At 69.7% G+C, this 24,558-nt stretch carries 19 protein-coding genes and 1 pseudogene; 7 read left to right on the forward strand and 13 right to left on the reverse strand.

Annotation, left to right across the window (positions count from 1 at the left end; genetic code table 11):
- The 7 genes and pseudogenes from ACWC2T_RS32155 to ACWC2T_RS32185 all read right to left on the reverse strand — a co-directional run.
- Nucleotides 1–356, reverse strand: a pseudogene (locus ACWC2T_RS32155) (ADP-ribosyltransferase); the annotation flags it as partial.
- Between the two features lie 96 nt (nucleotides 357–452).
- Nucleotides 453–1,961: a hypothetical protein gene (locus ACWC2T_RS32160; RefSeq protein WP_450673861.1), complete on the reverse strand. Its 1,509-nt coding sequence runs from the start codon at nucleotides 1,959–1,961 to the stop codon at nucleotides 453–455.
- Nucleotides 1,962–2,080: 119 nt separating this feature from the next.
- Nucleotides 2,081–2,236 (reverse strand): hypothetical protein, encoded by a 156-nt coding sequence (locus ACWC2T_RS32165; RefSeq protein WP_450673862.1) that lies wholly within the window; start codon nucleotides 2,234–2,236, stop codon nucleotides 2,081–2,083.
- Nucleotides 2,237–2,259: 23 nt separating this feature from the next.
- Nucleotides 2,260–3,030: a succinate dehydrogenase/fumarate reductase iron-sulfur subunit gene (locus ACWC2T_RS32170; protein ID WP_450673863.1), complete on the reverse strand. Its 771-nt coding sequence runs from the start codon at nucleotides 3,028–3,030 to the stop codon at nucleotides 2,260–2,262.
- Nucleotides 3,027–4,964 (reverse strand): fumarate reductase/succinate dehydrogenase flavoprotein subunit, encoded by a 1,938-nt coding sequence (locus ACWC2T_RS32175; RefSeq protein WP_450673864.1) that lies wholly within the window; start codon nucleotides 4,962–4,964, stop codon nucleotides 3,027–3,029. The genes ACWC2T_RS32170 and ACWC2T_RS32175 overlap by 4 nt, the downstream gene beginning before the upstream one ends.
- Nucleotides 4,965–4,982: 18 nt before the next feature.
- Nucleotides 4,983–5,804 (reverse strand): hypothetical protein, encoded by an 822-nt coding sequence (locus ACWC2T_RS32180; RefSeq protein WP_450673865.1) that lies wholly within the window; start codon nucleotides 5,802–5,804, stop codon nucleotides 4,983–4,985.
- 22 nt (nucleotides 5,805–5,826) lie between these two features.
- Nucleotides 5,827–6,117 (reverse strand): hypothetical protein, encoded by a 291-nt coding sequence (locus tag ACWC2T_RS32185; RefSeq protein WP_450673866.1) that lies wholly within the window; start codon nucleotides 6,115–6,117, stop codon nucleotides 5,827–5,829.
- A 314-nt stretch (nucleotides 6,118–6,431) separates the two neighbouring features.
- Between ACWC2T_RS32185 and ACWC2T_RS32190 the strand changes: the two genes are divergently transcribed.
- The 7 genes from ACWC2T_RS32190 (at nucleotide 6,432) to ACWC2T_RS32220 (ending at nucleotide 17,168) form a co-directional block, all read left to right on the forward strand.
- Complete coding sequence (locus ACWC2T_RS32190) at nucleotides 6,432–8,660, forward strand: ABC transporter family substrate-binding protein (RefSeq protein ID WP_450673867.1); 2,229 nt, start codon at nucleotides 6,432–6,434, stop codon at nucleotides 8,658–8,660.
- 153 nt (nucleotides 8,661–8,813) lie between these two features.
- Entirely contained in the window at nucleotides 8,814–10,730 is a 1,917-nt protein-coding gene (gene typA / locus ACWC2T_RS32195; RefSeq protein WP_450673868.1) for a translational GTPase TypA, read from the forward strand.
- A gap of 594 nt (nucleotides 10,731–11,324) precedes the next feature.
- A complete protein-coding gene (locus tag ACWC2T_RS32200) occupies nucleotides 11,325–12,950 on the forward strand; it encodes a peptide ABC transporter substrate-binding protein (RefSeq protein ID WP_450673869.1) in 1,626 nt (541 codons plus the stop codon).
- A gap of 164 nt (nucleotides 12,951–13,114) precedes the next feature.
- Nucleotides 13,115–14,038, forward strand: a complete 924-nt coding sequence (locus tag ACWC2T_RS32205) for an ABC transporter permease (RefSeq protein WP_450673870.1) — start codon at nucleotides 13,115–13,117, stop codon at nucleotides 14,036–14,038.
- Nucleotides 14,031–14,966, forward strand: a complete 936-nt coding sequence (locus ACWC2T_RS32210) for an ABC transporter permease (protein WP_450673871.1) — start codon at nucleotides 14,031–14,033, stop codon at nucleotides 14,964–14,966. The genes ACWC2T_RS32205 and ACWC2T_RS32210 overlap by 8 nt, the downstream gene beginning before the upstream one ends.
- A 14-nt stretch (nucleotides 14,967–14,980) precedes the next feature.
- A complete protein-coding gene (locus tag ACWC2T_RS32215) occupies nucleotides 14,981–16,033 on the forward strand; it encodes an ABC transporter ATP-binding protein (protein ID WP_450673872.1) in 1,053 nt (350 codons plus the stop codon).
- On the forward strand, nucleotides 16,026–17,168 hold the full coding sequence (locus tag ACWC2T_RS32220; protein WP_450673873.1) for an ABC transporter ATP-binding protein: 1,143 nt from the start codon (nucleotides 16,026–16,028) through the stop codon (nucleotides 17,166–17,168). The genes ACWC2T_RS32215 and ACWC2T_RS32220 overlap by 8 nt, the downstream gene beginning before the upstream one ends.
- 142 nt (nucleotides 17,169–17,310) lie before the next feature.
- Here the strand turns inward: ACWC2T_RS32220 and ACWC2T_RS32225 are convergent, their stop codons facing one another.
- From ACWC2T_RS32225 to ACWC2T_RS32250, 6 genes are all read right to left on the reverse strand, one after another.
- Nucleotides 17,311–18,429 (reverse strand): ABC transporter ATP-binding protein, encoded by a 1,119-nt coding sequence (locus ACWC2T_RS32225; RefSeq protein WP_450673874.1) that lies wholly within the window; start codon nucleotides 18,427–18,429, stop codon nucleotides 17,311–17,313.
- Nucleotides 18,413–19,588, reverse strand: coding sequence for an ABC transporter ATP-binding protein (locus ACWC2T_RS32230; protein ID WP_450673875.1), 1,176 nt, complete (start codon nucleotides 19,586–19,588; stop codon nucleotides 18,413–18,415). Before ACWC2T_RS32230 ends, ACWC2T_RS32225 begins: the two co-directional genes overlap by 17 nt.
- Nucleotides 19,585–20,499 carry an ABC transporter permease gene (locus tag ACWC2T_RS32235; RefSeq protein ID WP_450673876.1) on the reverse strand — a complete coding sequence of 305 codons (915 nt, stop codon included), beginning with the start codon at nucleotides 20,497–20,499 and terminating at the stop codon, nucleotides 19,585–19,587. Before ACWC2T_RS32235 ends, ACWC2T_RS32230 begins: the two co-directional genes overlap by 4 nt.
- Nucleotides 20,496–21,533, reverse strand: coding sequence for an ABC transporter permease (locus ACWC2T_RS32240; protein ID WP_450673877.1), 1,038 nt, complete (start codon nucleotides 21,531–21,533; stop codon nucleotides 20,496–20,498). The genes ACWC2T_RS32235 and ACWC2T_RS32240 overlap by 4 nt, the downstream gene beginning before the upstream one ends.
- Before the next feature lie 3 nt (nucleotides 21,534–21,536).
- Complete coding sequence (locus ACWC2T_RS32245; protein WP_450673878.1) at nucleotides 21,537–23,408, reverse strand: ABC transporter substrate-binding protein; 1,872 nt, start codon at nucleotides 23,406–23,408, stop codon at nucleotides 21,537–21,539.
- Between the two features lie 245 nt (nucleotides 23,409–23,653).
- The gene (locus tag ACWC2T_RS32250; protein ID WP_450673879.1) at nucleotides 23,654–24,391 is read right to left on the reverse strand and encodes a class I SAM-dependent methyltransferase; all 738 of its coding nucleotides are present in this window, start codon (nucleotides 24,389–24,391) and stop codon (nucleotides 23,654–23,656) included.
- Nucleotides 24,392–24,558: the final 167 nt, after the last annotated feature.

The raw sequence follows: 24,558 nt of genomic DNA on the forward strand, positions 1-24,558 counted from the left end.
TCGTACTGCCAGTCGTGATCATCCTTGACCGAGTCGACGAACGCCTGCGCATCCTGCTTGAGCTGCCTCAGCTTCGCCACCAGCGGACGGACCTCCGCCGCATACCCCGACAGCGCCCCGGCCACCGTCTCCAGATGCGACGCGAAGGAGTCCGCACGCGTGGAGACCGGCTTCGTCGACGCGAACAGCTTCTCCGCCTCCGGAGCCTTGTAATACGCCGACAACCCCTGGAACTTCGAATGCACATCCCCACCCGTGGTGCGGATGTTCCCGGCGTCCTTCTTCAGCGCGCCGTAGTCCTTCTCCAACTGCTCCAGATCACCGGTGAACTCAGGGATCTCCTCCGGCTTGATCACGTCTCACTGCCCCCGTACGTCCGCACCGATGGTTCGGATCGACCTCTATCGCGATCTGACCATCGTACAAAGAGACTTATGGGGAGTCAGAAACAGTTATGTGACAGGACGTGCACGGGTCTGGGGTCCGCCGAAGCCTGGCGTCGAGGTGACGTCGGTGCCTTCCAAGTCGACGGACGCGTTGCCATGGGCCCGTACGTCGCGTTCCGCCGTATCCCGGGCCTCCCGGGACAGGGTGTCGGCCAGGGCGAGGTCTCCGGCACTCAGGGCCCGTACCGCCGCCGCCAGTTGTGAGCGGGCCTCCGGGCCCACCACGGTCCGGTGCACCGTGACGAAGCCCTCCGCCCCGGCGACGGAGCTCCTCGCCACGAGCAGCGCCGCGGCGGACGACGCACCGGTGTGGCCGGTCTCCAGCCGCTCCACCGCCCGCGCGATCCGGCGCAGAGCGTCCAGCGGGTCGTACGGGCCCGACGTCAACTCCTGCCGTACGGCGGCCAGCACACGGTCCGCGTGGGCCAGCCGGGCGTGCAGCTCACCGCTGGTCAGAGGACCCGGCACGCCGCCTTTCCGGGCCGCCGCGATCTCCGCCTCCGCGCCGGTGAGCGCGGCCGGCACCAGCTTCGCCGCCCCCCGTAGCTCCGCGGCGAGCCGTTCCACCCCGGTGACCAGGACGTCGGCCTGGGCCACCGCGCCCTCGGCGGGGCGCAGATGGGCGGCGGCCCGGGCGCCGTCGCCCGCGTCGGCCCTCTGGCGTGCCTCGTTGAGCTGGGCCGTGGCGAACACCAGCCGGTCCTTGGCCTGTTCGACGTGGCCCAGGACGGGCTCGGTGGCCGCGGGCGTGCAGCTGTCGTGCAGGGCGGTCAGGGTGTCCTCGGCGGTCATCGTGCGCGCCGCAAGCTCCCTGAACCGCCCCTCGGCCACCTCCAGCGCCCCGGCCAGTCCAGGCCCCTCCAGCTCCCTCAGCCGGTCCAGGGCCGGAGCCTCCGCGTCCAGTCTGCGCCCCGCCTCCGCGCACCGGCCCACCACACCGACCAGCGCCTGCCGCCGGGCCACGTCGTCCTCCGGCACCCCCTGCTCGTACCGCCGCCAGATCGCGAACGCGGCCGACAGTTCGGTCTCGGCGGCCCGCAGCGCATGGACGAAGGGCTCGGTCTCCGACTCCGTGAAACGCCCCTGGACGAAGGTGAGTTCCTCCCGGCTCGTGCGCACGCAGTCGTCGGCCAGGACCAGCGCCGCGCGCGCCTGACGCTCGGAGTCGGCCGGAGTGGGCGCGGGCGGTGCGGCGGAGACGATCCCGGGGGTCGTACGGGTGCGGGCGCGGCGGGTGCGGCGCAGGTAGCCGTACCCGGCCAGCCCCACGGCGGCGACCACCGCGATCAGGGGCAGCACGAGGTCGGTGGTGGACGTCTCGTCCTGCGGCGGCGCGGCGGAGCTCGCGACGGTACCGGTGGGCGCCACGGGAACCGGATCTTGCGCACCGACCGTCATCACCGGCAACACCAGCCACCCGGCCCCGACCACGACACCCAGCACGGCATGCGCCACCCGCACCCATATGTGCGCCTTGGCGCGCCGGGGCCGGCCGCGGATCAGGGAGGACGTCACATTTCGGAGCGTATGGGCAGGTAGGCGCCTTCGCGAGCGGGACGGATACGGGTGGGGGACGGGAGGGGCAGGGGGGCAGGAATGAACACCAGGGGAAACGGCCGGGCGGATACGTCGGCCTACCGGGAGGACTGGGTCCGGTGACCGCCCCGGCGCCCCGGCCGTCCCGCTCCTGCGAAGACCACGCCTCCTGCGAAGACCACGTCTCCTGCGAAGACCACGCCTCCTGCGAAGACCACGTCTCCTGCGAAGACCACGTCTCCTGCGAAGACCACGCCTCCTGCGAAGACCACGTCGCCTACGAAGACCGCCTCCTGATCTTCGAACCCAGCCACACCAGCGGGTCGTACTTGCGGTCGACCGCGCGCTCCTTCAGGGGGATCAGCGCGTTGTCGGTGATCCTGATGCCCTCGGGGCACACCTCCGTGCAGCACTTGGTGATGTTGCAGTAACCGAGTCCGTGTTCGTCCTGGGCCGTGCGCTTGCGGTCCAGGCCGGTCTCGGCGGCCGCGTCCAGCGGGTGCATGTCGAGTTCGGCGATCCGCATCAGGAAGCGTGGGCCCGCGAACGCCGTCTTGTTCTCCTCGTGGTCGCGGACGACATGGCAGGTGTCCTGGCACAGGAAGCACTCGATGCACTTGCGGAACTCCTGCGAGCGGTCCACGTCCTCCTGCATCATCCGGTACTCGCCGGGGCCGAGCCCGGCGGGCGGTACGAAGGCCGGGACTTCCCTGGCCTTCTGGTAGTTGAAGCCGACGTCCGTCACCAGGTCCCGGACCACCGGGAAGCCCCGCATCGGTGTCACGGTGATCGTCTCCGACCGCTCGAACACCGACATGCGGGTCATGCACATCAGCCGGGGGCGGCCGTTGATCTCCGCCGAGCACGAACCGCACTTGCCCGCCTTGCAGTTCCAGCGCACGGCCAGATCGGGGGCCTGGGTCGCCTGGAGCCGGTGGATGATGTCAAGCACCACCTCGCCGTCGTTGACCTCGACCTTGAAGTCCTCCAGGTCACCGCCCTGCTCATCACCCCGCCACACCTTGAAGCGGGCCTCGTAGCTGCTCACTCGTACAGCTCCTCTTCGGCGAGGTACTTGACCAGCTCCTCCTTCTCGAAGAGGGCGAGCAGGTCCGGGCGGATGGGGGGAGTGGTCTCGCGGGCGAGGCGGATCTGGCCCCGGGCGGGGTCGGTCGCCGCGAGGCCGCCGGTCGGGTCGGCGAGCGTGCAGAGCAGGTTCACGTTGCGCCAGGCGCGGTCCATGGCGGCGTGGTCCTCGCGGGTGTGGCCGCCGCGCGACTCGGTGCGCTCCAGGGCCGCGCGGGCCACGCATTCGCTGACCAGGAGCATGTTGCGCAGGTCGAGGGCGAGGTGCCAGCCCGGGTTGAACTGGCGGTGGCCCTCGACACCGGCCCGGCGCGCGCGTACCCGCAGCTCGGCCAGCTTCTGCAGGGCCTGTTCCATCTCGCCCTCGCGGCGGATGATGCCGACCAGGTCGTTCATGGTCTGCTGGAGTTCCTGGTGCAGGGTGTACGGGTTCTCCGGCGGGCCCGCCTCGCCCTCCCGGTCGGCCTCCGCGGAGAAGGGGCGCAGGGCCTCCGCCGCGGCCGTGTTGACCTGGGTGTCGTCCACCGGCGGACGCTGGTCCGCCACCCCCTGCGCGTACTCGGCCGCGTGCCAGCCCGCGCGGCGCCCGAAGACCAGCAGGTCGGAGAGCGAGTTGCCGCCGAGGCGGTTGGAGCCGTGCATGCCGCCCGCCACCTCACCGGCCGCGAACAGCCCCGGCACCCCGCGGGCCGCCGCGGTGTCGGAGTCGACCGCGATCCCGCCCATCACGTAGTGACAGGTCGGGCCGACCTCCATGGGCTCCGCCGTGATGTCGACGTCCGCCAGCTCCTTGAACTGGTGGTACATGGACGGCAGCCGGCGCCGGATCACCTCGGCGGGCATGCGGGTGGACACGTCCAGGAAGACCCCGCCGTGCGGCGAGCCCCGGCCCGCCTTGACCTCCGCGTTGATGGCGCGGGCCACCTCGTCGCGGGGGAGGAGTTCCGGGGGGCGCCGGTTGTTGTCCGGGTCCTCGTACCACCGGTCGGCCTCCTCCTCCGACTCGGCGTACTTCTCCTTGAAGACGTCCGGGATGTAGTCGAACATGAACCGCTTGCCCTCGGAGTTGCGCAGGACCCCGCCGTCGCCGCGCACCGACTCGGTGACGAGGATGCCCTTCACCGACGGCGGCCAGACCATGCCCGTCGGGTGGAACTGCACGAACTCCATGTTCAGCAGGGGTGCACCCGCGAGCAGCGCGAGCGCGTGGCCGTCGCCGGTGTACTCCCACGAGTTCGAGGTGACCTTGAAGGACTTGCCGATCCCGCCCGTCGCGATCACCACGGCGGGGGCTTCCAGGACGAAGAAACGGCCGGTCTCGCGGTCGTAGGCGAAGACGCCCGACACCCTGTCCCCGTCCTTCAGGACCCTGGTGACCGTGCACTCCTGGAAGACCTTCAGCCCCGACTCGTAGTCCCCGGTCTCCCTGAAGTCCTGCTGCTGCAGCGCGACGATCTTCTGCTGGAGCGTGCGGATCAGCTCCAGGCCCGTGCGGTCGCCGACGTGCGCGAGGCGCGGGTACTCGTGGCCGCCGAAGTTGCGCTGGGAGATCCGGCCGTCCTTCGTACGGTCGAACAGGGCGCCCCAGGTCTCCAGCTCCCACACCCGGTCCGGGGCCTCCTGCGCGTGCAGCTCGGCCATCCGCCACTGGTTGAGGAACTTGCCGCCGCGCATGGTGTCGCGGAAGTGGACCTGCCAGTTGTCGTGCTCGTTGACGTTGGCCATGGCCGCCGCGATGCCGCCCTCGGCCATCACCGTGTGCGCCTTGCCGAACAGCGACTTGCAGATCACCGCCGTACGGGCGCCCCGCTCGCGCGCCTCGATCGCGGCCCGCAGCCCGGCGCCGCCGGCACCGACCACGACGACGTCCCACTCCTGGCGGTCCACCACGGACATCAGACGGCTCACCTGTTCCTAGAAGAAGCGCGGGTCGGCGAAGACCCCGGACGCGACGAGATAGACGTAGAAGTCGGCGAGCGCCACGCTCAGCAGCGACGCCCAGGCCAGCTGCATGTGGCGGGCGTTGAGCCGGCCGACGAACTGCCAGGCCTTGTAGCGCACAGGGTGTCGGGAGAAGTGCTTGAGCTTGCCGCCGACGATGTGCCGGCAGGAGTGGCAGGAGACGGTGTACGCCCAGATCAACGTGATGTTGACCAGGAACACGACGGTGCCGAGGCCCATGTGGCCCCAGTTCTCGTGCGGGTCGCGGAAGGACAGCACCGTGTCGTACGTCAGCACCCCCGCGACCAGGATCGCCGCGTAGAAGAAGTACCGGTGGACGTTCTGCAGGATCAGCGGGAAGCGGGTCTCGCCGCTGTAGGTCCGGTGCGGTTCGGCGACCGCGCAGGCGGGCGGGGACGCCCAGAAGCTGCGGTAGTACGCCTTGCGGTAGTAGTAGCAGGTCAGGCGGAAACCGAGCGGGAAGATCAGGATGATGATCGCCGGGGAGATCGCCCACCAGCCGCCGAAGAGATCGGCGTTCGGGCCCGAGGGCATGCTCTTGCAGTTCTGTGCCAGGCAGGGCGAGTAGAACGGCGAGACGTACGGCGCCGCGTAGTAGTCCGCGTTCGCGAAGGCCCGCCAGGTCGAGTAGACGACGAAGGCCAGCAGACCGGCCGCGGTGACGGCGGGCGCCAGCCACCAGCGGTCGGTCCGCAGATGCGGAGCGGCGATCGCGGCGCGCGCACCGGTTCGTACGCCGCCGCTGTTCTGTTGGGGTTCCGTACCAGTGGCCAAGGCAGGCTCCGGTCTTCGGGGATCAGGGGGCGTGGCGGTCGCGGGCGCCCAGGCCCTCGTCGTCCGAGCCCACCCACAGGCTCGTGTCGTAGGGCGCGTCGGAGATGGTGACGAGGTCCGGGCGGCGCGGGGTCTCCCGGGTGTCGGCGGCCTCGCGCAGCAGCGCCACGCTCTCGCGCAGGTGGTCGGCGTCCAGCCGGACCCGGCGCATCTCCAGGCCGCCGCTGCCGAGCTGGTGTTCCAGGCGTCCCAGCGACCGGTACAGATCGTCGATGGAGCGCTGGACCGAGGTGATGTCGTCGTGCACGGACATGACTTGCCCTCACTTCCGCGGGTCCGGCGGGCCCTGGGCGGCAACGTTCATGCGCCTTGGAGTGTTGCGCGTCACACCTGTCGGTGTGAAGGCGTGTGCAGCGATTGGCGGAGGCGCACTGGTGCATCTCCGGTGGTGTTGCGCCACACGGGTGGGGTTACCGCCCGTCCTCGCCGTGTCGCCCGCGGTGGCCGGATCCTTTCCTCTTCAGTGGGCCGCATAGATCTGATCAGCTCCATATACCGCCAAAGGTGATCAGCTCCACATTCCGACACATGTGAGCATAAACCCGCGGCTTCCTGGAGGTAGCAGAGATGTCCTACGACGGCGTCGGACTGCGTGCCGTGATGCGCTCGGTCTCCTTCCTCACCGCCGGCGCGCTCGTGGTGCCCCTCCTCGCCGGATGCGACTCCGACGAGAAGGTCGCGAGGCCGCTCGCCGGGCAGGACATCGCCCCCGCCGGCCGTGACCTGGTCGCCGACGGCGGGACCGTGAAGTGGGCCGTCGACGCCGTACCGCAGACCCTGAACACCTTCCAGGCCGATGCCGACGCCGGCACCAGCCGCGTCGCCCAGGCCGTGCTGCCGTCGATGTTCCGGCTGGACGCCAGTGGCCGGCCGGTGCCCGACCCCGCCTACCTGGAGTCGGCCAAGGTCATCGAGACCGAGCCGCGCCAGGTCGTGCTGTACAAGCTCAACCAGCAGGCCGTGTGGAGCGACGGCCGGGAGATCGGCGCCGCCGACTTCGTCGCCCAGTGGCGGGCCCTGTCCGGCAGGAACAGCGCGTACTGGACGGCCCGCAACGCCGGCTACGACCGCATCGAGAAGATCGAGCGCGGCGCCACCGACCTCGAGGTCCGGGTCACCTTCTCCCGCCCCTACGCCGACTGGAAGTCGCTGTTCTCCCCGCTGTACCCGAAGGACGTCATGGGCACCCCGGGCGCCTTCAACGACGGTGCCCGCCGCAAGCTGCAGGTCACCGCCGGGCCGTTCACCGTGGACAAGGTCGACACCGCGCAGCAGAACGTCGTCCTCACCCGCAACCCGCGCTGGTGGGGCAGGCCCGCCAAGCTGAACGAGATCGTGCTGCACGCCGTACCCCGCGACAAGCGGGCCGCCGCGCTCGCCGACGGCAGCGTGGACCTCGCCGACGTCGACCCCGGCGACGCCCAGCGGATCGGACTCGCCGCCCACGGCATGGCGAACCCCTTGCAGGGCTCCGGCAAGACCTCGGTCAAGAAGCTGCGCGCGTGGGCGCGTGCGCACGGCTTCGACCCCGACGACGTCAAGGCCGGCCGGACGAAGCTGCGCAAGGCGATCTCCGAGTACCTGGACGAGCAGCAGGCGCTGAGCGGCGTCGAGGTCCGCAGGTCGCTGGAGCCCGCCTACACCCAGCTCGCCCTGAACGGCTCCGCGGGGCCCCTCGCGGACGAGCGCGTCAGGCGGGCCGTCGCGCGCGCCCTGGACCGCCGGGAACTGGCCAAGCTGGTGCTCACGCCACTGGGCCTGCCCGCCGTCCCGGTCGGCAGCCATCTCGCCCTGTCCGGACAGGCCGCGTACGCCGACAGCAGCAGCGCGATCGGCGATCAGGACACCAAGGAGGCGCAGGCGCTGCTCGCCGACGCCGGCTGGGTGCCGGGCGGCCCGATCAAGGCGCAGAAGAAGGGGCAGAAGGCGGCCGGCCCCGAGAGTGAGAAGAAGCACAAGAAGGACGAGGAGAGCAAGGAGGACAAGTCCGACGGAGGCAGGGACGGCGAGTACATCGTCGGCGGGGACAGCGGGGCGGACAACGGCGGGGACAGCGGGGGAGACCACGGCGGGGACAAGGCTGGGGACAAGGGTGGGGACAACAAGAACGGCGGACGGGGGGACGGGGGCGACCGGCACCTGGCCCAGGAGGGCAGGCACGGGGGTGCACCGGGGGCGTACGCCCCCCAGGGCACGGCCGCACCGGCGGCCGCGACGCAGCCGCTCGCCAAGGACGGCAAGCCGCTCCTGCTCCGCTTCGTGCTCCCCTCCGGCGCCGGCTCCCAGACGCTGAACGCGGTCGCCGAGCGGATCTCGGCCATGCTGGAGCGGGTCGGCATCCGGACGACGATCAGCAAGGTCCCGGACGCGAGCTACTTCAAGGACCACATCGCCTCCGGCGACTACGACCTCGCGCTGTACTCCTGGCCGTCCTCCGCCTTCCCGGCGACGGACGACCGGCCGGTGTACGCGAAGCCGGTGCCGGCGGCGGACGGCTCGCTGAACATCGAGCAGAACTACACGCGGGTCGGCACGGACCAGGTGGACCAGCTGTTCGACGAGGCCGCGGGCACCCTGGACGAGGGTGAGGAGGTGTCGCTGATCCGCAAGGCGGACTCGCGGATCTGGGCGTCGGCCGCCTCGATCCCGCTGTATCAGCGGCCGCAGCTCGTGGCGGTGCGCAAGAACCTGGTCAACGCCGGAGCGTTCGGATTCCAGACGCCGGTCTACGAGGACATGGGCTTCCTGAAGAAGGGCGCGAAGGTTCCGAAGCCCTCGCCCAGCCCGAGCAGCTGACCTCCCCGGAGATCATCACACCGCCCTGCGGAGGCCGTCTCCGCCGGGGCCACGTACCATGGGGTGAGGCCGTGGCGTGTCCAGCCCGGCAGGACCCGCGTGACACAGACGTACGCGCAGGGCAATCCTCACACTCCGGGAGTTCGGCAACCTATGGCTGTGTCCATGACGCGTCACGACATCCGCAACGTCGCCATCGTCGCTCACGTCGACCATGGCAAGACCACCATCGTCGACGGCATGCTGAAGCAGGCCGGCGCGTTCGCCGCCCACCAGCTCGACCAGGTCGACGACCGGGTCATGGACTCGAACGACCTGGAGCGTGAGAAGGGCATCACGATCCTCGCCAAGAACACGGCGGTGAAGTACCACCCCAAGGACGGCGGGGACCCGATCACCATCAACATCATCGACACCCCCGGCCACGCCGACTTCGGCGGCGAGGTCGAGCGCGGTCTGTCGATGGTGGACGGTGTCGTGCTGCTGGTGGACGCCTCCGAGGGCCCGCTGCCGCAGACCCGGTTCGTGCTGCGCAAGGCGCTGCAGGCCCGCCTCCCCGTGATCCTCTGCATCAACAAGACGGACCGCCCGGACGCCCGGATCGACGAGGTCGTCAACGAGACCTACGACCTCTTCCTGGACCTGGACGCGGACGAGGAGCAGATCGAGTTCCCGATCGTCTACGCCTGCGGCCGTGACGGCATCGCCTCGCTGACCAAGCCGGACAACGGCACGGTCCCGGCCGACAGCGACAGCCTGGAGCCGTTCTTCTCCACGATCCTGGAGCACATCCCGGCCCCGACCTACGACGAGGCCGCCCCGCTCCAGGCCCACGTCACCAACCTCGACGCCGACAACTTCCTCGGCCGTATCGCGCTGCTCCGCGTCGAGCAGGGCGAGCTGCGCAAGGGCCAGACGGTCGCGTGGATCAAGCGTGACGGCTCCATCAGCAACGTGCGCATCTCCGAGCTGATGATGACCGAGGCGCTGACCCGCAAGCCCGCCGAGAAGGCCGGTCCGGGTGACATCTGCGCGGTCGCCGGTATCCCGGACATCATGATCGGCGAGACCCTGGCCGACACCGAGAACCCGATCCCGCTGCCGCTGATCACGGTCGACGAGCCGGCGATCTCCATGACCATCGGTACGAACACCTCGCCGCTGGTCGGCCGGGGCGGCACCGGCAAGGGCGCGGACGCGAAGGCGGCCGTGAAGGACCGCAAGGTCACCGCCCGCCAGGTCAAGGACCGCCTGGACCGCGAGCTGATCGGTAACGTCTCGCTGCGCGTGCTGGAGACGGACCGTCCGGACGCCTGGGAGGTCCAGGGCCGTGGTGAGCTGGCGCTCGCCATCCTGGTCGAGACCATGCGCCGGGAGGGCTACGAGCTGACCGTCGGCAAGCCGCAGGTCGTCACCAAGGAGGTCGACGGCAAGGTCTACGAGCCGGTCGAGCGCATGACGATCGACGTGCCCGAGGAGCACATGGGCGCGGTCACTCAGCTGATGGGTGTCCGCAAGGGCCGCATGGACAACATGTCCAACCACGGCTCGGGCTGGGTGCGCATGGAGTTCGTGGTGCCGTCCCGCGGTCTGATCGGCTTCCGCACCGAGTTCCTGACGCAGACCCGCGGTACCGGTATCGGCCACTCCATCCACGAGGGCTTCGAGCCCTGGTTCGGCACCCTGACGACCCGCAACAACGGTTCGCTGGTCGCCGACCGCTCAGGTGCCGTCACCGCGTTCGCGATGACGAACCTTCAGGAGCGCGGCGTGCTCTTCGTGGAGCCGGGCACCGAGGTGTACGAGGGCATGATCGTCGGTGAGAACTCCCGCTCCGACGACATGGACGTCAACATCACCAAGGAGAAGAAGCTCACCAACATGCGGTCCTCGACGGCCGACGTGGCCGAGTCGATCGTGCCGCCGCGCAAGCTGTCGCTGGAGCAGTCGCTGGAGTTCTGCCGTGACGACGAGTGCGTCGAGGTGACTCCGGAGGCGGTCCGCATCCGCAAGGTGGTGCTGGACCAGCGTGACCGCGCCCGCGCGGCCAGCAGGGCCAAGCACGGCTGACGCGGGGCCCTGCGCGGCCCGAGCACGCACACGAGGGTCTGTCCGGCGGTGGCCGGGCGGGCCCTCGTGCCGTTTCCGCCGTCGGAAGCGGTCAGGGGCATAGAGGGTTTTCCCTACAACAGGGCGTCAGATCCTCCGCTGCGGGCTGGGTGGCCGTATCCCGTTGTTAAGGTGACCGGAATCTGCGGCTTGTCGGGTCCGCGCGTCGGTCTGTCCGCGCGCCCGCCCCCGACAAGCTGATGCGGCCGTTTCACGCAACCTGTTTTTGACTCCCCTCTGTCCGCTATACGGACGTCTCAGCCCGATAGTTGCGTAACACGTCCGTTTCGCAGGGATCTTTCGCCAAACTGTTTGTCCGGATTTTGGAAGAAGTTCTCGCCAGGTGTGATCGAACCGAGACCTAGAAGGTGTGGTTCGGGCGGGTTCGGATGGCAGATAGTTAGGCGCGTAGAGCTCGGATCACAGGGGTCACGCCGCTGGCGGCGCCGACTTCACGAGCGCGGGGGTACCTGACGATTGCAAGCACCGGTGACGGTGACGCGTCCGGGTGCCCCTCCATGCGGTGAACCAATGGACTCATTGAGGAGGAGCCCCATGCGTGGTGCCAAGGGCGCCAAGTGGGCCGCGGTCGCGATAGTCGTGGCCATGGGCGCGACCGCCTGTGGCGGCGGTGGCGACACCGGCAACGGCAATGCCGGCGGTAAGAGCAACGGCGTGGTGTCGGTCGAGATCGGCCAGCCGCAGAACACGCTGGTGCCGTCGAACACGTACGAGACCGAGGGCGGCCAGGTCATCCACGCCCTGTTCACCGGTCTCACCAAGATCGCGCCGAACAACAAGATCGTCAACGACGAGGCCGAGTCCATCACCACGAAGGACAACAAGGTCTGGACGATCAAGCTGAAGCCGGGCTTCACCTTCCACAACGGCGAGAAGGTCACCGCGCAGTCCTACGTCGACGCCTGGAACTACGGCGCCGACCAGACCAACGCCCAGCAGACCAACGCCCTTTTCAGCCACATCCAGGGCTACACGGACCTCAACCCAGGCCCGAAGAAGACCGTCAAGGTCCACACGATGTCCGGTCTGAAGGCGGTCGACGACAACACGCTCCAGGTCACGCTGACGGCCCCGTTCTCGGCTTTCCCGACCCAGCTGTCGTTCACCGGCTTCGTGCCGCTGCCGAAGGCGTTCTTCAAGGACCCCAAGGGCTTCGGCAAGAAGCCGATCGGCAACGGCCCCTTCGAGGCGAAGACGTCCTTCGTCGACAACGAGGGCATCAGCCTCGTCAAGTACGACAAGTACCCCGACGCCTCGCAGTACCAGGTCAAGGGCATCGACTTCAAGGTCTACTCGAACCAGGACACCGCCTACAAGGACCTGGTCGCCGGTAACCTCGACGTCCTCCCGGTCATCCCGACCTCGGGTCTGGCCACGTACAAGAAGGACCTGCCGGGCCACACCATCGACGTGCCCGAGGGCGCGACCGGTTACATCGGCTTCCCGCTGAAGTACAACAAGGCCTTCGCGAACCCGAAGATCCGTCAGGCCATCTCCATGTCCATCGACCGGGACACCCTCGCGTCGAAGGTGTTCCTCGGTGCCCGTACCCCGGCCGACGACTACATGCCGCCGCTGATCGACGGCTACCGCAAGGGTGCCTGCGGTGACGCGTGCACCTACAACCCGACGAAGGCGAAGCAGCTCTTCAAGGAGGCCGGCGGCCTGCCCGGCAACTCCCTGGAGATCGGCTACAACGCGGACGGTGACCACAAGGTCTGGGTCGAGGCCGTGGCCAACCAGATCCAGAAGGCCCTCGGCGTCAAGGTGACGCCCAAGCCGTTCGAGCAGTTCCAGACCATCCTGAACGACCTGGACGCCAAGAAGTACCAGGGCGCCTTCCGTATGGGCTGGCAGATGGACTACCCGAACATGGAGGACTTCCTCCGCCCGATCTTCTCCAAGGACGCCATCCAGAACGGCTCGAACTACGCGGGCTACACCAACCCGCAGTTCGAGCAGCTGCTGAGCGAGGGCGACCAGGCGACCAGCCCGGAGGCGGCCATCAAGAAGTACCAGGAGGCGGACGACGTCCTGCTGAAGGACCTGCCGTACATCCCGGTGTACTTCTACCGCCTGAACTCGGGCTTCAGCAACAAGATCAACTCGATGAACCTCATCGCTCACCAGATCGACTGGACGAGCGTCAAGCTCGCCTGAGCGAAGCAGAGAACCGCGTCCGCGACGTGAAGTAGCGGACCACGGGGTGGGTGGGGGAGACCGCCGGAGCAAGACGGCTCTCCCGCCCACCCTCTTCGCCGTTGGGTCCGACCGGCGAGCGCCTTCCCCGGGCGCCGGCCGGGCCAGCATTCCTTGGAGAACCAATGGGCCGATTCGTCGTGCGCCGTGTGCTGCAGGCGATCCCTGTACTCATAGGCGTCACGTTCCTCATCTACTGCCTGGTCTTCCTGCTGCCGGGCGACCCGATCAGGGCCCTGATGGGCGAGAAGCAGGACCCCCATCTTCGGTTGGTGCTGCGCGCGCGGTACCACCTCGACGACCCGCTGGTGCTGCAGTACTGGCACTACATCACCGGCGTCTTCCGAGGGGATCTGGGCACCACCTACACCGGCCGGTCGATCAGTGACATCGTCGCCCAGCGCTTCCCGGTGACGCTGAAGCTGTCGCTGACGGCGTTCGGTTTCGAGGCCGTCATCGGCATCCTGGCCGGCATCCTCTCGGCGCTGAAGCGCGGGAAGTTCCTGGACAACCTGGTCTTCATCGCCACGCTGTTCCTGATCTCCATCCCGGTGTTCGTGCTCGGCAACGTCCTCCAGCTCGAAATGGGCGTCAAGTTCAAGCTGACGCCGGTCGCGGGCATCGAGGACGGCTGGCCCGCCAGCTATGTGCTGCCCGGTCTGGTGCTGGCCTCCACGTCGATGGCGTACATCGCCCGGCTGACCCGGACCAGCATGATCGAGTCGGTGCGCTCGGACTACGTCCGCACCGCCATCGCCAAGGGCCTGCCGCGCCGCCGCGTCATCGGCATCCACGCGCTGCGCAACTCCCTCATCCCCGTCGTCACCTTCCTCGGCATGGACCTCGGTTCGCTGATGGGTGGCGCGATCATCACGGAGCGGGTCTTCAACCTCCCCGGTATCGGCGGTCAGTTGGCCCAGTCCGTCTCTCTTCGCGAGGGGCCCGTCATCGTGGGTCTGGTCACCCTGCTCATCCTGATCTACCTGGTGGCCAACCTCGTCGTCGACGTCCTCTACGCCGTGCTCGACCCGAGGATCCGCTATGAGTGAACAGATCATCGAACGGCCCGTGCCCGCCGACGGCCCCACGGCCAAGGCGCCGGAACCGGACGGCAAGCCGGAGCGCGTCGCCAGCCTCTGGCGCGACGGCTGGCACGACCTGCGCAAGCGGCCGATGTTCCTCATCTCGGCCCTCATCATCCTGTTCCTGCTGGTGCTGGCCGTCACGCCGGGCACGTTCACCGCGCGCTCTCCGTTCAGCGACGGTTTCTGCGACCTGACGAACTCGCTGAACGGCCCGGGCCACGGCCACTGGTTCGGTTACGACGTCCAGGGATGCGACATCTACACCCGTACGGTGTGGGGCACCCGCAACTCGATCATCGTCGGCGTGGTCTCCACAATCCTGACCACTCTGCTCGGCGGCGTCATCGGCATCCTGGCCGGCCTGACGGGCGGCTGGATCGACTCGCTGGTCTCCCGCTTCTCGGAGATCTTCTACGCGCTGCCGATCCTCATCGGCGGTCTGCTGATCATGTCGATGGTCGGCAGCAGCAACGTCTGGACCGTCTCCGTCGTGCTGTCGGTCCTCGGCTGGCCGCAGGTGTACCGGATCATGCGCGGTGAGGTCATCGGCAACAAGTACAACGACTACGTGGCTGCCGCCCGGGCGCTCGGGGCGGGTCCGATGCGGATCGCCTTCCGGCACATCCTGCCCAACACGCTCGCCCCGATCGTGGTCGTCTCCACGATGAACCTGGGCGTCTACATCGCCACCGAAGCCTCGCTGTCCTACCTGGGCATCGGCGTCCAGCCCCCGGCCATTTCCTGGGGTCTGATGATCAGTGACGCCCAGGACCGCTGGCTCACCTCGCCGCACGCCCTGCTGTTCCCGGCCGGCGCGCTGAGCCTGTGTGTGCTCGCGTTCATCATGCTCGGCGACGTGGTCCGCGACGCCTTCGACCCCAAGCTGCGCTGAGGAGGGCGTAATCCATGACCATCATCGAGGACGCCGTCCCCGCTGCCCGCGGCACCGGCGACGAGCAGACGCCCCTGCTGGAAGTGCGTGACCTGCACGTCGAGTTCCACACCCGGGAGGGTGTGGCGAAGGCGGTCAACGGCGTCAACTACACCGTCCGACCGGGCGAGACGCTCGCCGTGCTCGGCGAGTCCGGATCCGGCAAGTCGGTCACCGCGCAGGCGATCATGGGCATCCTGGACATGCCGCCGGCCCGCATCCCGCAGGGCGAGATCCTCTTCCGCGGTCAGGACATGCTGAAGATGTCCGGTGAGGAGCGCAGGAAGATCCGCGGTGCCGAGATCGCGATGATCTTCCAGGACGCGCTCTCCTCGCTCAACCCGGTGCTGACCGTCGGCTACCAGCTCGGCGAGATGTTCCGGGTGCACCGGGGCATGTCCCGCAAGGAGGCCAAGGCCAAGTCCATCGAGCTGATGGACCGGGTGAAGATCCCGGCCGCGGCGGCGCGGGTCAACGACTACCCGCACCAGTTCTCCGGGGGTATGCGCCAGCGCATCATGATCGCCATGGCGCTCGCCCTGGAACCCGACCTGATCATCGCCGACGAGCCGACCACCGCACTCGACGTGACGGTCCAGGCCCAGGTCATGGACCTGCTCGCGGAGCTCAAGGCCGAGTTCAACATGGGCCTGATCCTGATCACCCATGACCTCGGCGTGGTCGCCGACGTCGCGGACAAGATCGCGGTGATGTACGCGGGCCGGATCGTCGAGACCGCCCCGGTGCACGAGCTGTACAAGAAGCCCGCCCACCCGTACACCCAGGGTCTGCTCGAGTCGATCCCGCGCCTGGACCAGAAGGGCCAGGAGCTGTACGCGATCAAGGGCCTGCCGCCCAACCTGCTGCGGATCCCGGACGGCTGCGCCTTCAACCCGCGCTGCCCGAAGGCGCAGGACGTGTGCCGTACGGACATCCCGCAGCTCACCCAGCTCACCGGTGAAGAGGACCGGGAACTGGTCGGCCGCCGCAGCGCGTGCCACTTCTGGAAGGAGACCCTCCATGGCTGAGCCCACGGCCCGGGACGCGGCTGAGACCCCGAACACCGCGCCGGTGGACAAGGTCGAGGCACCCACCGAGGAGGCGGCCGTCGCCGCCATCGAGGCTCCGGTCGGGCGCGGGGAGCCGATCCTGCAGGTGCGCAACCTGGTGAAGCACTTCCCGCTCACCCAGGGCATTCTGATCAAGCGTCAGATCGGCGCCGTGAAGGCGGTCGACGGCGTCTCCTTCGACCTCTTCCAGGGCGAGACCCTGGGCATCGTCGGCGAGTCCGGCTGCGGCAAGTCCACCGTCGCCAAGCTGCTGATGAACCTCGAGAAGGCCACCGCCGGCGAGGTGTTCTACAAGGGCCAGGACATCACCAAGCTGTCCGGCCGCGCCCTGAAGGCGGTGCGCCGGAACATCCAGATGGTGTTCCAGGACCCGTACACCTCGCTCAACCCGCGGATGACGGTCGGCGACATCATCGGCGAGCCCTTCGAGATCCACCCCGAGGTGGCCCCGAAGGGTGAACGGCGCCGCAAGGTGCAGGAGCTGCTGGACGTCGTCGGCCTCAACCCGGAGCACATCAACCGCTACCCGCACCAGTTCTCCGGCGGTCAGCGCCAGCGCATCGGCATCGCCCGCGGCCTGGCGCTCAACCCCGAGATCATCATCTGCGACGAGCCGGTCTCCGCGCTGGACGTCTCCGTCCAGGCGCAGGTCATCAACCTGATGGAGCGACTGCAGGACGAGTTCAACCTGTCCTACATCTTCATCGCGCACGACCTGTCGATCGTCCGGCACATCTCGGACCGCGTGGGCGTGATGTACCTCGGCAAGATGGCCGAGATCGGCACCGACGAGCAGATCTACGACCACCCGACGCACCCCTACACCCAGGCGTTGCTCTCCGCCGTCCCGGTCCCGGATCCGGAGGCCCGCGAGCACCGCGACCGGATCATCCTCACCGGCGACGTCCCGTCCCCGGCCAACCCGCCCTCGGGCTGCCGCTTCCGCACCCGCTGCTGGAAGGCCCAGGACAAGTGCGCCGAGGAGGTCCCGCTGCTCGCTGTGCCCGAGCGGTTCCAGGGCCTGGACTCCCCGGTGGCCCACGAGTCGGCCTGCCACTTCGCCGAGGAGAAGAACGTGGTCCACGCGGCCTGACGCGCGTGACGACGGCGTTGCCGGCTCCCTCGCACGGTACGGGGGTGCCGGCAACCGGCGTTTTCGCACGGTACGAGGGTGTCGGCAACCGGCGTTTTCCGGCGGACGCACCGCAGCGCGCCTGCGTGTCCTGCCGAGGCCCTCAGCAGGCGCCCGGTGGTGGCTCGACCGCGTCGGTGGGTTCGGCGGGCGTCCGGCCCGCTGCTCCGGCCCGCGCCCAGTGGCAGGCGACCTGCCCTTTCGGCTCCGGGCCGAGGATCCCCGGGTCCTCGCCCCGGCACGCCTGTGCTACGCCCAGGCGTTCCGCCTCGCCGGAGCCCAGGACCGGGCAGCGGGCACGGAAGCGGCAGCCGGAGGGGATGCGGGCGGGGTCCGGGGGCTCGCCGGTCAGCACCACCGGCTCCCCCGGGGCCTCCGGCAGCACGGACAACAGCGCCTGTGTGTACGGATGCCGAGGGGCCGTCAGCACCTGCTCCACCGTGCCCGTCTCCACGATCCGGCCCAGGTACATCACCGCCACCCGGTCGGCGATGTTCCAGGCCAGCCCCAGATCGTGCGTCACGACGAGTGCCGCCAGACCGAGGTCGGCGCGCAGCCGGAGCAGCAGGGCCAGGATCTCGCCGCGTACCGAGGCGTCCAGGGAGGCCACCGGCTCGTCGGCGACCAGGAGTTCGGGCTCCAGCACGAGTGCGCCCGCGATCACCACTCGCTGCCGCTGGCCGCCGGACAGCTCCTGCGGGTAGCGCAGGAAGAACCGCTCCGGTGGGCGCAGCCCGGCCCGGGACAGGGCCTCGGCGACCGCCGCCCGTTCGTCCCCGGCGTGCCCGTGGATGCGCAGGCCCTCGGCCACCGCGTCGTACACCGTGTGCCGGGGGTTGAGGGAGCCGGTGGGATCCTGCAGCACCAGCTGGACCCGACGGCGGTACGACCGCAGGGCCCGCGTCGAGTACGTCAGGGGCTGCCCGGCGAAGGCCACCTGCCCTCCCGTCGGCCGTACCAGCCCCAGCAACGCCCGGGCGAGGGTCGACTTGCCGCACCCCGACTCGCCCACCAGCGCCACGATCTCACCGGGCCGGACGTCGAGGTCGACCCCGTCCACCGCGCGGGCGGGCGTGCCCCCGTGCCGGCCGGGGAAGGCCACTCGCAGCCCACGGGCGCTGAGCAGGGGCGGCAGGTCCGGCGCCGGTGCCGCCGCGGGCGCCGCGGACCGGTCGGCGGGGTTGTGCTTGCCGTCGACGATGCCCTCATCCGTGTGCGTCATCGAAGCTGCTCCTCAGGTTCTCCGCCGAGCCCGGGGCTGGTTCGGCCGTCGGCTCGGGGCGTTCTGCGGGCGCAGTCGGCGTGGGCCCGGCCGGACCGCTCGCTCCTGGTGATGCCGGCCGTCCCGCCGGGGTGGGTTCGGCCGGCCGCCTCGCTTCCGGTGATTCCGGCCGCCCCGACGGCCGCCCCGCTTTCGCCGCGGGTCCCGCTCCCGCGCCCACGTGCACGCACGCCGCCCGGCGCTGCGGCCCGGCCTCCCGCAGGGCCTGGTCCTCGGTCGCGCACGAAGGCAGCGCCACCGCGCAGCGCGGATGGAAGGCGCAGCCCGGCGGCAGGGCGGCGGGGTCGGGAGGATCGCCGGGCAGACCGCGGGGAGCGAAGCGGGAGGCGGGGTCGCCGATGCGCGGGAAGCCCTCCGACAGGGCCGCGGCATAGGGATGCCGCGCTTCCTCGTACACCGCCCGCGCGGGGCCCTGCTCCACCACGCGGCCGGCGTACATCACCGCCAGCCGGTCGCAGGTGTCGGCCAGCACGGCCAGGTCATGGCTGATCATGACCAGCGCCAGGTCCTGTTCGGCGACCAGCCGGCCGATCAGCCGCAGGATCTGCGCCTGCACCATCACATCGAGCGCGGTCGTCGGTTCATCCGCGATGATCAGCCGGGGAGCACATGCCAGCGCCATGGCGATCATCACGCGCTGCCGCTGCCCGCCGGACAGCTCGTGCGGGTACGCCGCCGCCCGGGCCGCCGGCAGCCCGACCTGCTCCAGCAGCTCCGCGGCCCGCGACCGGGCGGCGGCCGCACCCGCCCCGCCGTGCAGCAGGATCGGCTCGGCTATCTGGTCGCCGACCCGGTGCACCGGGTTGAGGGAGTGCATGGCTCCCTGGAAGATGATCGACGCCCCCGCCCAGCGGACCGCCCGAAGGCGCCCCCAGCGCATCGCCAGCACATCCTCGCCGTCCAGCAGGACCTCACCGGCGATCTCGGTGCCGGCCGGCAGCAGCCGGAGCAGCGCCAGCGCGAGGGAGGACTTGCCGCAGCCCGACTCGCCGGCGATGCCCAGCGTCTGCCCGGCCGCCAGCGACAGGTCCACACCCCGTACGGCGGCTGCCCCGCCCGGGTAGGTGACCTCAAGGCCCCGGACCTCCAGCAGCGTCAACGGGACACCCCCAGCCTGGGATTGAGCACGGACTCCACCGCCCGCCCGCACAGCGTGAACGCCAGCGACACGCCCGCGACGGCGATGCCGGGCGGCGCCAGGTACCACCAGTCGCCGGAGCTGACCGCCCCCGTCTCCCGCGCGTCCTGGAGCAGCCCGCCCCAGGACACCACCGTCGGATCACCGAGCCCGAGGAAGGCGAGGGTCGCCTCGGCGAGGATGGAGGAGGAGACCATCAGGGTCGTCTGGGCGAGGATCAGCGGCATCACGTTGGGCAGCACATGCCGGGTCATGACGTGCCAGTGCCCGCCGCCGAGCGCCTTGGCCCGTTCGATGTACGGCCGTGACTCGACCGCCAGTGTCTGGGCCCGGACCAGGCGTGCCGTGGTGGGCCAGGAGGTGACACCGATGGCCAGGATCACCGTGCCCAGCGAGCGGGCCATCACGGTGGCGAGCGCGATGGCCAGCACCAGGGTCGGCATCACCAGGAACCAGTCGGTGATCCGCATCATCACGGTGGCGAACGTGCCTTTGAAGTGACCGGCGGTGATGCCCACCACTGCGCCGATGGCCACCGACAGCACCGCCGCCAGCAGCCCGACCAGCAGTGAGACGCGCGCGCCCCACACCAGCAGGCCCAGCAGATCCCGGCCGAACCGGTCCGTGCCCAGCGGGAACGCACCGCTCGGGCCCTGCAGCGGCCGCCCGGGTGCGCCGGTCACGCTCGCCACGTCCGAGCCGACCGTGACCGGTGCGGTGAGCGCGAGCAGGACGAAGGCGGCGAGGGCGGCGAGACCGACGAGGCCCGCGCGACGGGAGCGGTACTGCCGCCAGAACCGTACGGCGGCCTGCCGTCGGCGCTGCCAGGCCAGCACACGGGCGTTCGCGTTCGCGACGGCTTCCGTGGTCATGTCCGGCCCACCCTTGGGTCGAGCAGCGGGTAGACCAGGTCGGCCAGGGTGTTCATGACGATCACCGCCGAGGCGAAGAAGAGGAACAGGCCCTGCACGAGCGGCAGGTCGGGCACGCTGAGCGCCTGGTAGAACAGGCCGCCCAGGCCGGGCCAGGAGAACACGGTCTCGACCAGGATGACTCCCGCGACCGTCCGGCCCAGGTTGACGAACAGCAGCGTGACGGTGGGCAGCAGCGCGTTGGGCACGGCGTGCCGGCGCCGGACCAGGTCGTCGCGGAGTCCCTTGGCCCGCGCGGTCGTCAGATAGTCGCTGTCCATCTCGTCCAGCAGCGCGGAGCGGGCGACCAGCAGCGTCTGCCCGTACTCGACCGCGACCAGCGTGACCACGGGCAGGACGAGATGGTGGGCGACGTCCACGGCGTACGCCAGTCCGTGCCGGCCGCCCGACTCCATGCCGCCGGTGGGGAAGAGACCCGGGATCGGGCCCGCCCCCACCGCGAACACGATGATGAGCAGCAGTCCCAGCCAGAAGGACGGCACCGAGTACAGCGTCAGGGCCAGACCGGTGTGGAACCGGTCGGCCGGCCGCCCCCGGCGCCACGCGGCGCGGGTACCGAGGACCAGGCCGAGCGCGGTGTAGAGCACGAACGCGGTGCCGGTGAGCAGCAGGGTGTTCGGCAGCGCCTCGGTGATCTTGTCGATGACGGGGGTGCGGAACTGGTAGGAGGTGCCCAGGTCACCGGTGAGCGCCTTGCCGCAGTAGTCCGTGAACTGCTGCCAGAGCGGCTGGTCGAGTCCGAACTCCCGCCGGTATTCCGCCAGTTGCTGGGCCGAGACCGGCCGGCCCCCCGTCATCGTCCTGACCGGATCGCCCGGGATCAGCCGGAACAGGAAGAACCCGGTGACGAGCACGGCGAGCAGCGAGACGACGGCCCCGCCCGCCTTGACCGCCACGTACCGCAGATAGGCGGTGCCCCCGGGGCCCTTGCGCTCGGTGACCTCGTCGGGCACCGGCAGTACGGTGGCGTCCACCGGCTACTCGCGATCGTCCGCGGTGCCGCGCCGGCGCCGCGCCAGGAACGCCCCGGCCCCGGCGAGCACCACGACTGCGGCGACGAGCCCGATGACGACGCCGGCGGAGCTGCCCCCGGACGAGCCGCGGGAGTCGGCCGGGACCGCCGACCACCAGCTCCAGTAACCGTCCTGGCCGTAGATGTTGCCGGCGGCCTTCGGCATCGTCTCGATCGACTTGATCTGGTCGGTGCGGTACGCCTCGACGGCGTTCGGATACGCCATGACGTTCATGTACCCAAGGTCGTACAGCCGCGACTCCATCTGTTTGACGAGCGCGGCCCGTTGGCCGGGGTCGTACTCGGCGAGCTGCCTGGCGTACAGGTCGTCGTACGTCCGGTCGCAGATGAAGTCGTCCGTCGCGGCGGTGTCCTTCGGGGTGGCGGGCAGGGCGGCGCAGGTGTGGATGGACAGGACGAAGTCCGGGTCGGGGTTGACGGACCAGCCGTCGAACGCGAGGTCGTACCTACCGGCGAGCCACGGGTCGGTGACGTTGTCGAGGCAGTCGAGGGTCATACCGACACCGAGCTTGCTCCACCACTCCTTCAGATACTGGCCCACGGCCTTGTCGTTGGGGTCCGTGGCGTGGCACAGGACGCGGTAGTTCAGCGGTCTGCCGTCCTTGCCGACGCGTTTGCCGTCGGCGTTGAGCCTGTAGCCGGCCTGGTCGAGGAGTTGGGCGGCCTTCGCCGGGGAGTAGGCGAGTTCCTGGCTCGCGGACGGTTTCCAGAAGTAGCTCGCGAAGCGCGGTGGGATGTAGCCCTGGCCCTCGACCGCGTGCCCCTGGAACACCTTGTCGATGATGGTCTTGCGGTCGACGGCCATGAACAGGGCGTGCCGCACCCGCTCGTCCAGCAGGGACGGGTCGCCGTCGCCGAGCGTCCGGCCGTTCTTCGCCCGGGCGCCGGGGTTGGTGGCGAGGGCGTAGAAGCGGCGGCCGGGAGCGTCGTTGACGTGGATGTCCGGCGCGCCCTTGAGGGACGCCGCCTGGGCGGGGGTCAGGGAGGGGGAGCCCGCGACGAACGACACCTCGCCCTTGCGCAGGGCGGCCACCGCCGCGTCCTGGTCCTTGTAGTACTTGAAGACCAGCTGGTCGAACCTGGGCGCGCCCCGCCAGAAGCTCTTGTTGGCCCTGAGCCGTACGTAGCTGTCGGCCTTGTAGTCGGTGAGGACGAAGGGGCCGTCGCCGACCATCGGGAAGGCCTTGTCGTTGTTGAACTTCGAGAAGTCCGTGACGTTCTTCCAGATGTGCTCGGGCACGATCGGCACATCGAGGGCGGTCATCGTGGCCTGGGGCTTCTTCAGCTCGATGACCAGCTTGGTGGGGCTCGGGGCGGTGACCTTGCGGAAGTTGGTGACGAAGCTGCCGTTGGCGGTGGCGGCGGCCGGGTCGGTCATCAGCTTGCCGAACGTCCAGGCGGCGTCCTCGGCCGTCACCTTCTGCCCGTCCGACCACGTCGCACCGGAGCGGATGGTGTACGTCCACGTCAGCTTGTCCGGTGAGGAGGACCAGTGGGTGGCCAGGCCGGGCACGGGGTGCGCGTCCCCGGGGTCGTAGTCCGTCAGGTACTCGTACGTCAGCCGCAGGATGCTCGTGCTGACCAGGCGCACCGCCAGGAAGGGGCTCAGCGAGTCGACGCTCTGTGCGACAGCGACGGTGAGGACCTTGTCGTTGGGTGCGGCCTCCGCCCGCTGGGGCGCGGGGGAAAGCGGGGTGGCGAGGGTCGCGGAGAGCGCCAGCGCGAGGGCTCCGGCTGCCACGGCCAGTCGGTGGACGCGGGGTCGGGGACTTTTCTGGTGGGGACGTCGCGTGCCGTTCTCATCGGATGTGCTCATCAAGGCTGACCTCGCGTCATCGTTCGCACAGGGACGGCTTGTTCGGCTGCGGACCGGGTGTCTCTCCTGGTGGGCCTGGGCTGGGTGAGGAGTGGTCTATCAGGGGTGGTCTGCGCGCGTCAACGGCGCGTGAAGCCCGCGTGGCCTGCGGAAACGCCGAATTGACGGACCGTGTGGCCGCTATTGGTCCAGACCGGTGAAGCGGTGCTGGTGGAGCGCTGACGCTGCCTCAGGGGGCACGCTCATCAGGAGCGCTCGGCGGTCGTGAGGATTTCGGGGCTCTGCCGCGTCAGCCGCCCACGCCCGAAGTCGCCGTACTGCTCCGTGACACGCAACCCCGCCTGAGCGAGGAACGCCGACAACGCCTCCGGCCCGAGGAAGCGCAGGGTGGAGCGGCTGACGCGCGGAGTCTCCCAGGGTTCCCCCTCGAACGTCTCGGTGAAGGTCACCCGGTCCCCGGTGACCGGCTCCTCGACCTGGTGCCACACCCGTACGAGGCGCCCGTCGGCGTCGGTGACCTGCCGTACCCGGTCGGGAGTCCAGGCGGTCCAGGGCATCCCCGCCGGGTTCCGGGTCTCGAACACGAACCGGCCGCCGGGGGCCAGCGCGGCCCTCACGGCGGCCAGGGCACATCTCACGTCCTCGTCGGAGACGAGCGTCTGGAAGGCATGGCCGGTCATCAGGACCAGGTCGTACGCCCCGTTCCAGGAGTGTGACCGCAGATCGCCCAGGGCCCACTCGACCGCCGGAGCGCGCCGCCGGGCCTGGACGAGCATCGCGGCGGCGGGTTCCAGTCCGGTGAGCCGCCCGGGGTGCCCGTTCTCATGGGCCCTGGCGAGCAACCTGCCCGTTCCGCACCCGACATCGAGCACACTTCGGGCGGACATCGCCAGGTCGAGGTAGAAGTCGTCGCCCGCGTCCCAGGGGTTGAGGGCGTCGTACAGGCGGGCGAGGGACAGATCGGCGAACGAACGGTCAACCACGCGCGGCAGTTTGCCACACGCTGTTGAACCGCGAGAGGTGAACAACCGTCTTCTTGCCTTCCCGGGGCGGCGTTCGGTCGCGTCCGTACGGGTGGACTGATCCGTCCATGGACCCCGAGATGCGCCATACCTCTGTTATGAGCATATTGACTTGATATTGGCCGGTA

It is taken from the genome of Streptomyces sp. NPDC001393 (assembly GCF_053597455.1).

Bases quoted from the DNA above. Each gene is read 5' to 3' on its own strand.
- ACWC2T_RS32220 (WP_450673873.1), top strand. From the start codon at position 16,026: ATGGCTGAGCCCACGGCCCGGGACGCGGCTGAGACCCCGAACACCGCG.
- ACWC2T_RS32205 (WP_450673870.1), top strand. From the start codon at position 13,115: ATGGGCCGATTCGTCGTGCGCCGTGTGCTGCAGGCGATCCCTGTACTC.
- ACWC2T_RS32200 (WP_450673869.1), top strand. From the start codon at position 11,325: ATGCGTGGTGCCAAGGGCGCCAAGTGGGCCGCGGTCGCGATAGTCGTG.
- ACWC2T_RS32215 (WP_450673872.1), top strand. From the start codon at position 14,981: ATGACCATCATCGAGGACGCCGTCCCCGCTGCCCGCGGCACCGGCGAC.
- ACWC2T_RS32245 (WP_450673878.1), bottom strand. From the start codon at position 23,408: ATGAGCACATCCGATGAGAACGGCACGCGACGTCCCCACCAGAAAAGT.
- ACWC2T_RS32225 (WP_450673874.1), bottom strand. From the start codon at position 18,429: ATGACGCACACGGATGAGGGCATCGTCGACGGCAAGCACAACCCCGCC.
- ACWC2T_RS32175 (WP_450673864.1), bottom strand. From the start codon at position 4,964: ATGTCCGTGGTGGACCGCCAGGAGTGGGACGTCGTCGTGGTCGGTGCC.
- ACWC2T_RS32235 (WP_450673876.1), bottom strand. From the start codon at position 20,499: ATGACCACGGAAGCCGTCGCGAACGCGAACGCCCGTGTGCTGGCCTGG.
- ACWC2T_RS32190 (WP_450673867.1), top strand. From the start codon at position 6,432: ATGTCCTACGACGGCGTCGGACTGCGTGCCGTGATGCGCTCGGTCTCC.
- typA (WP_450673868.1), top strand. From the start codon at position 8,814: ATGGCTGTGTCCATGACGCGTCACGACATCCGCAACGTCGCCATCGTC.
- ACWC2T_RS32185 (WP_450673866.1), bottom strand. From the start codon at position 6,117: ATGTCCGTGCACGACGACATCACCTCGGTCCAGCGCTCCATCGACGAT.
- ACWC2T_RS32210 (WP_450673871.1), top strand. From the start codon at position 14,031: ATGAGTGAACAGATCATCGAACGGCCCGTGCCCGCCGACGGCCCCACG.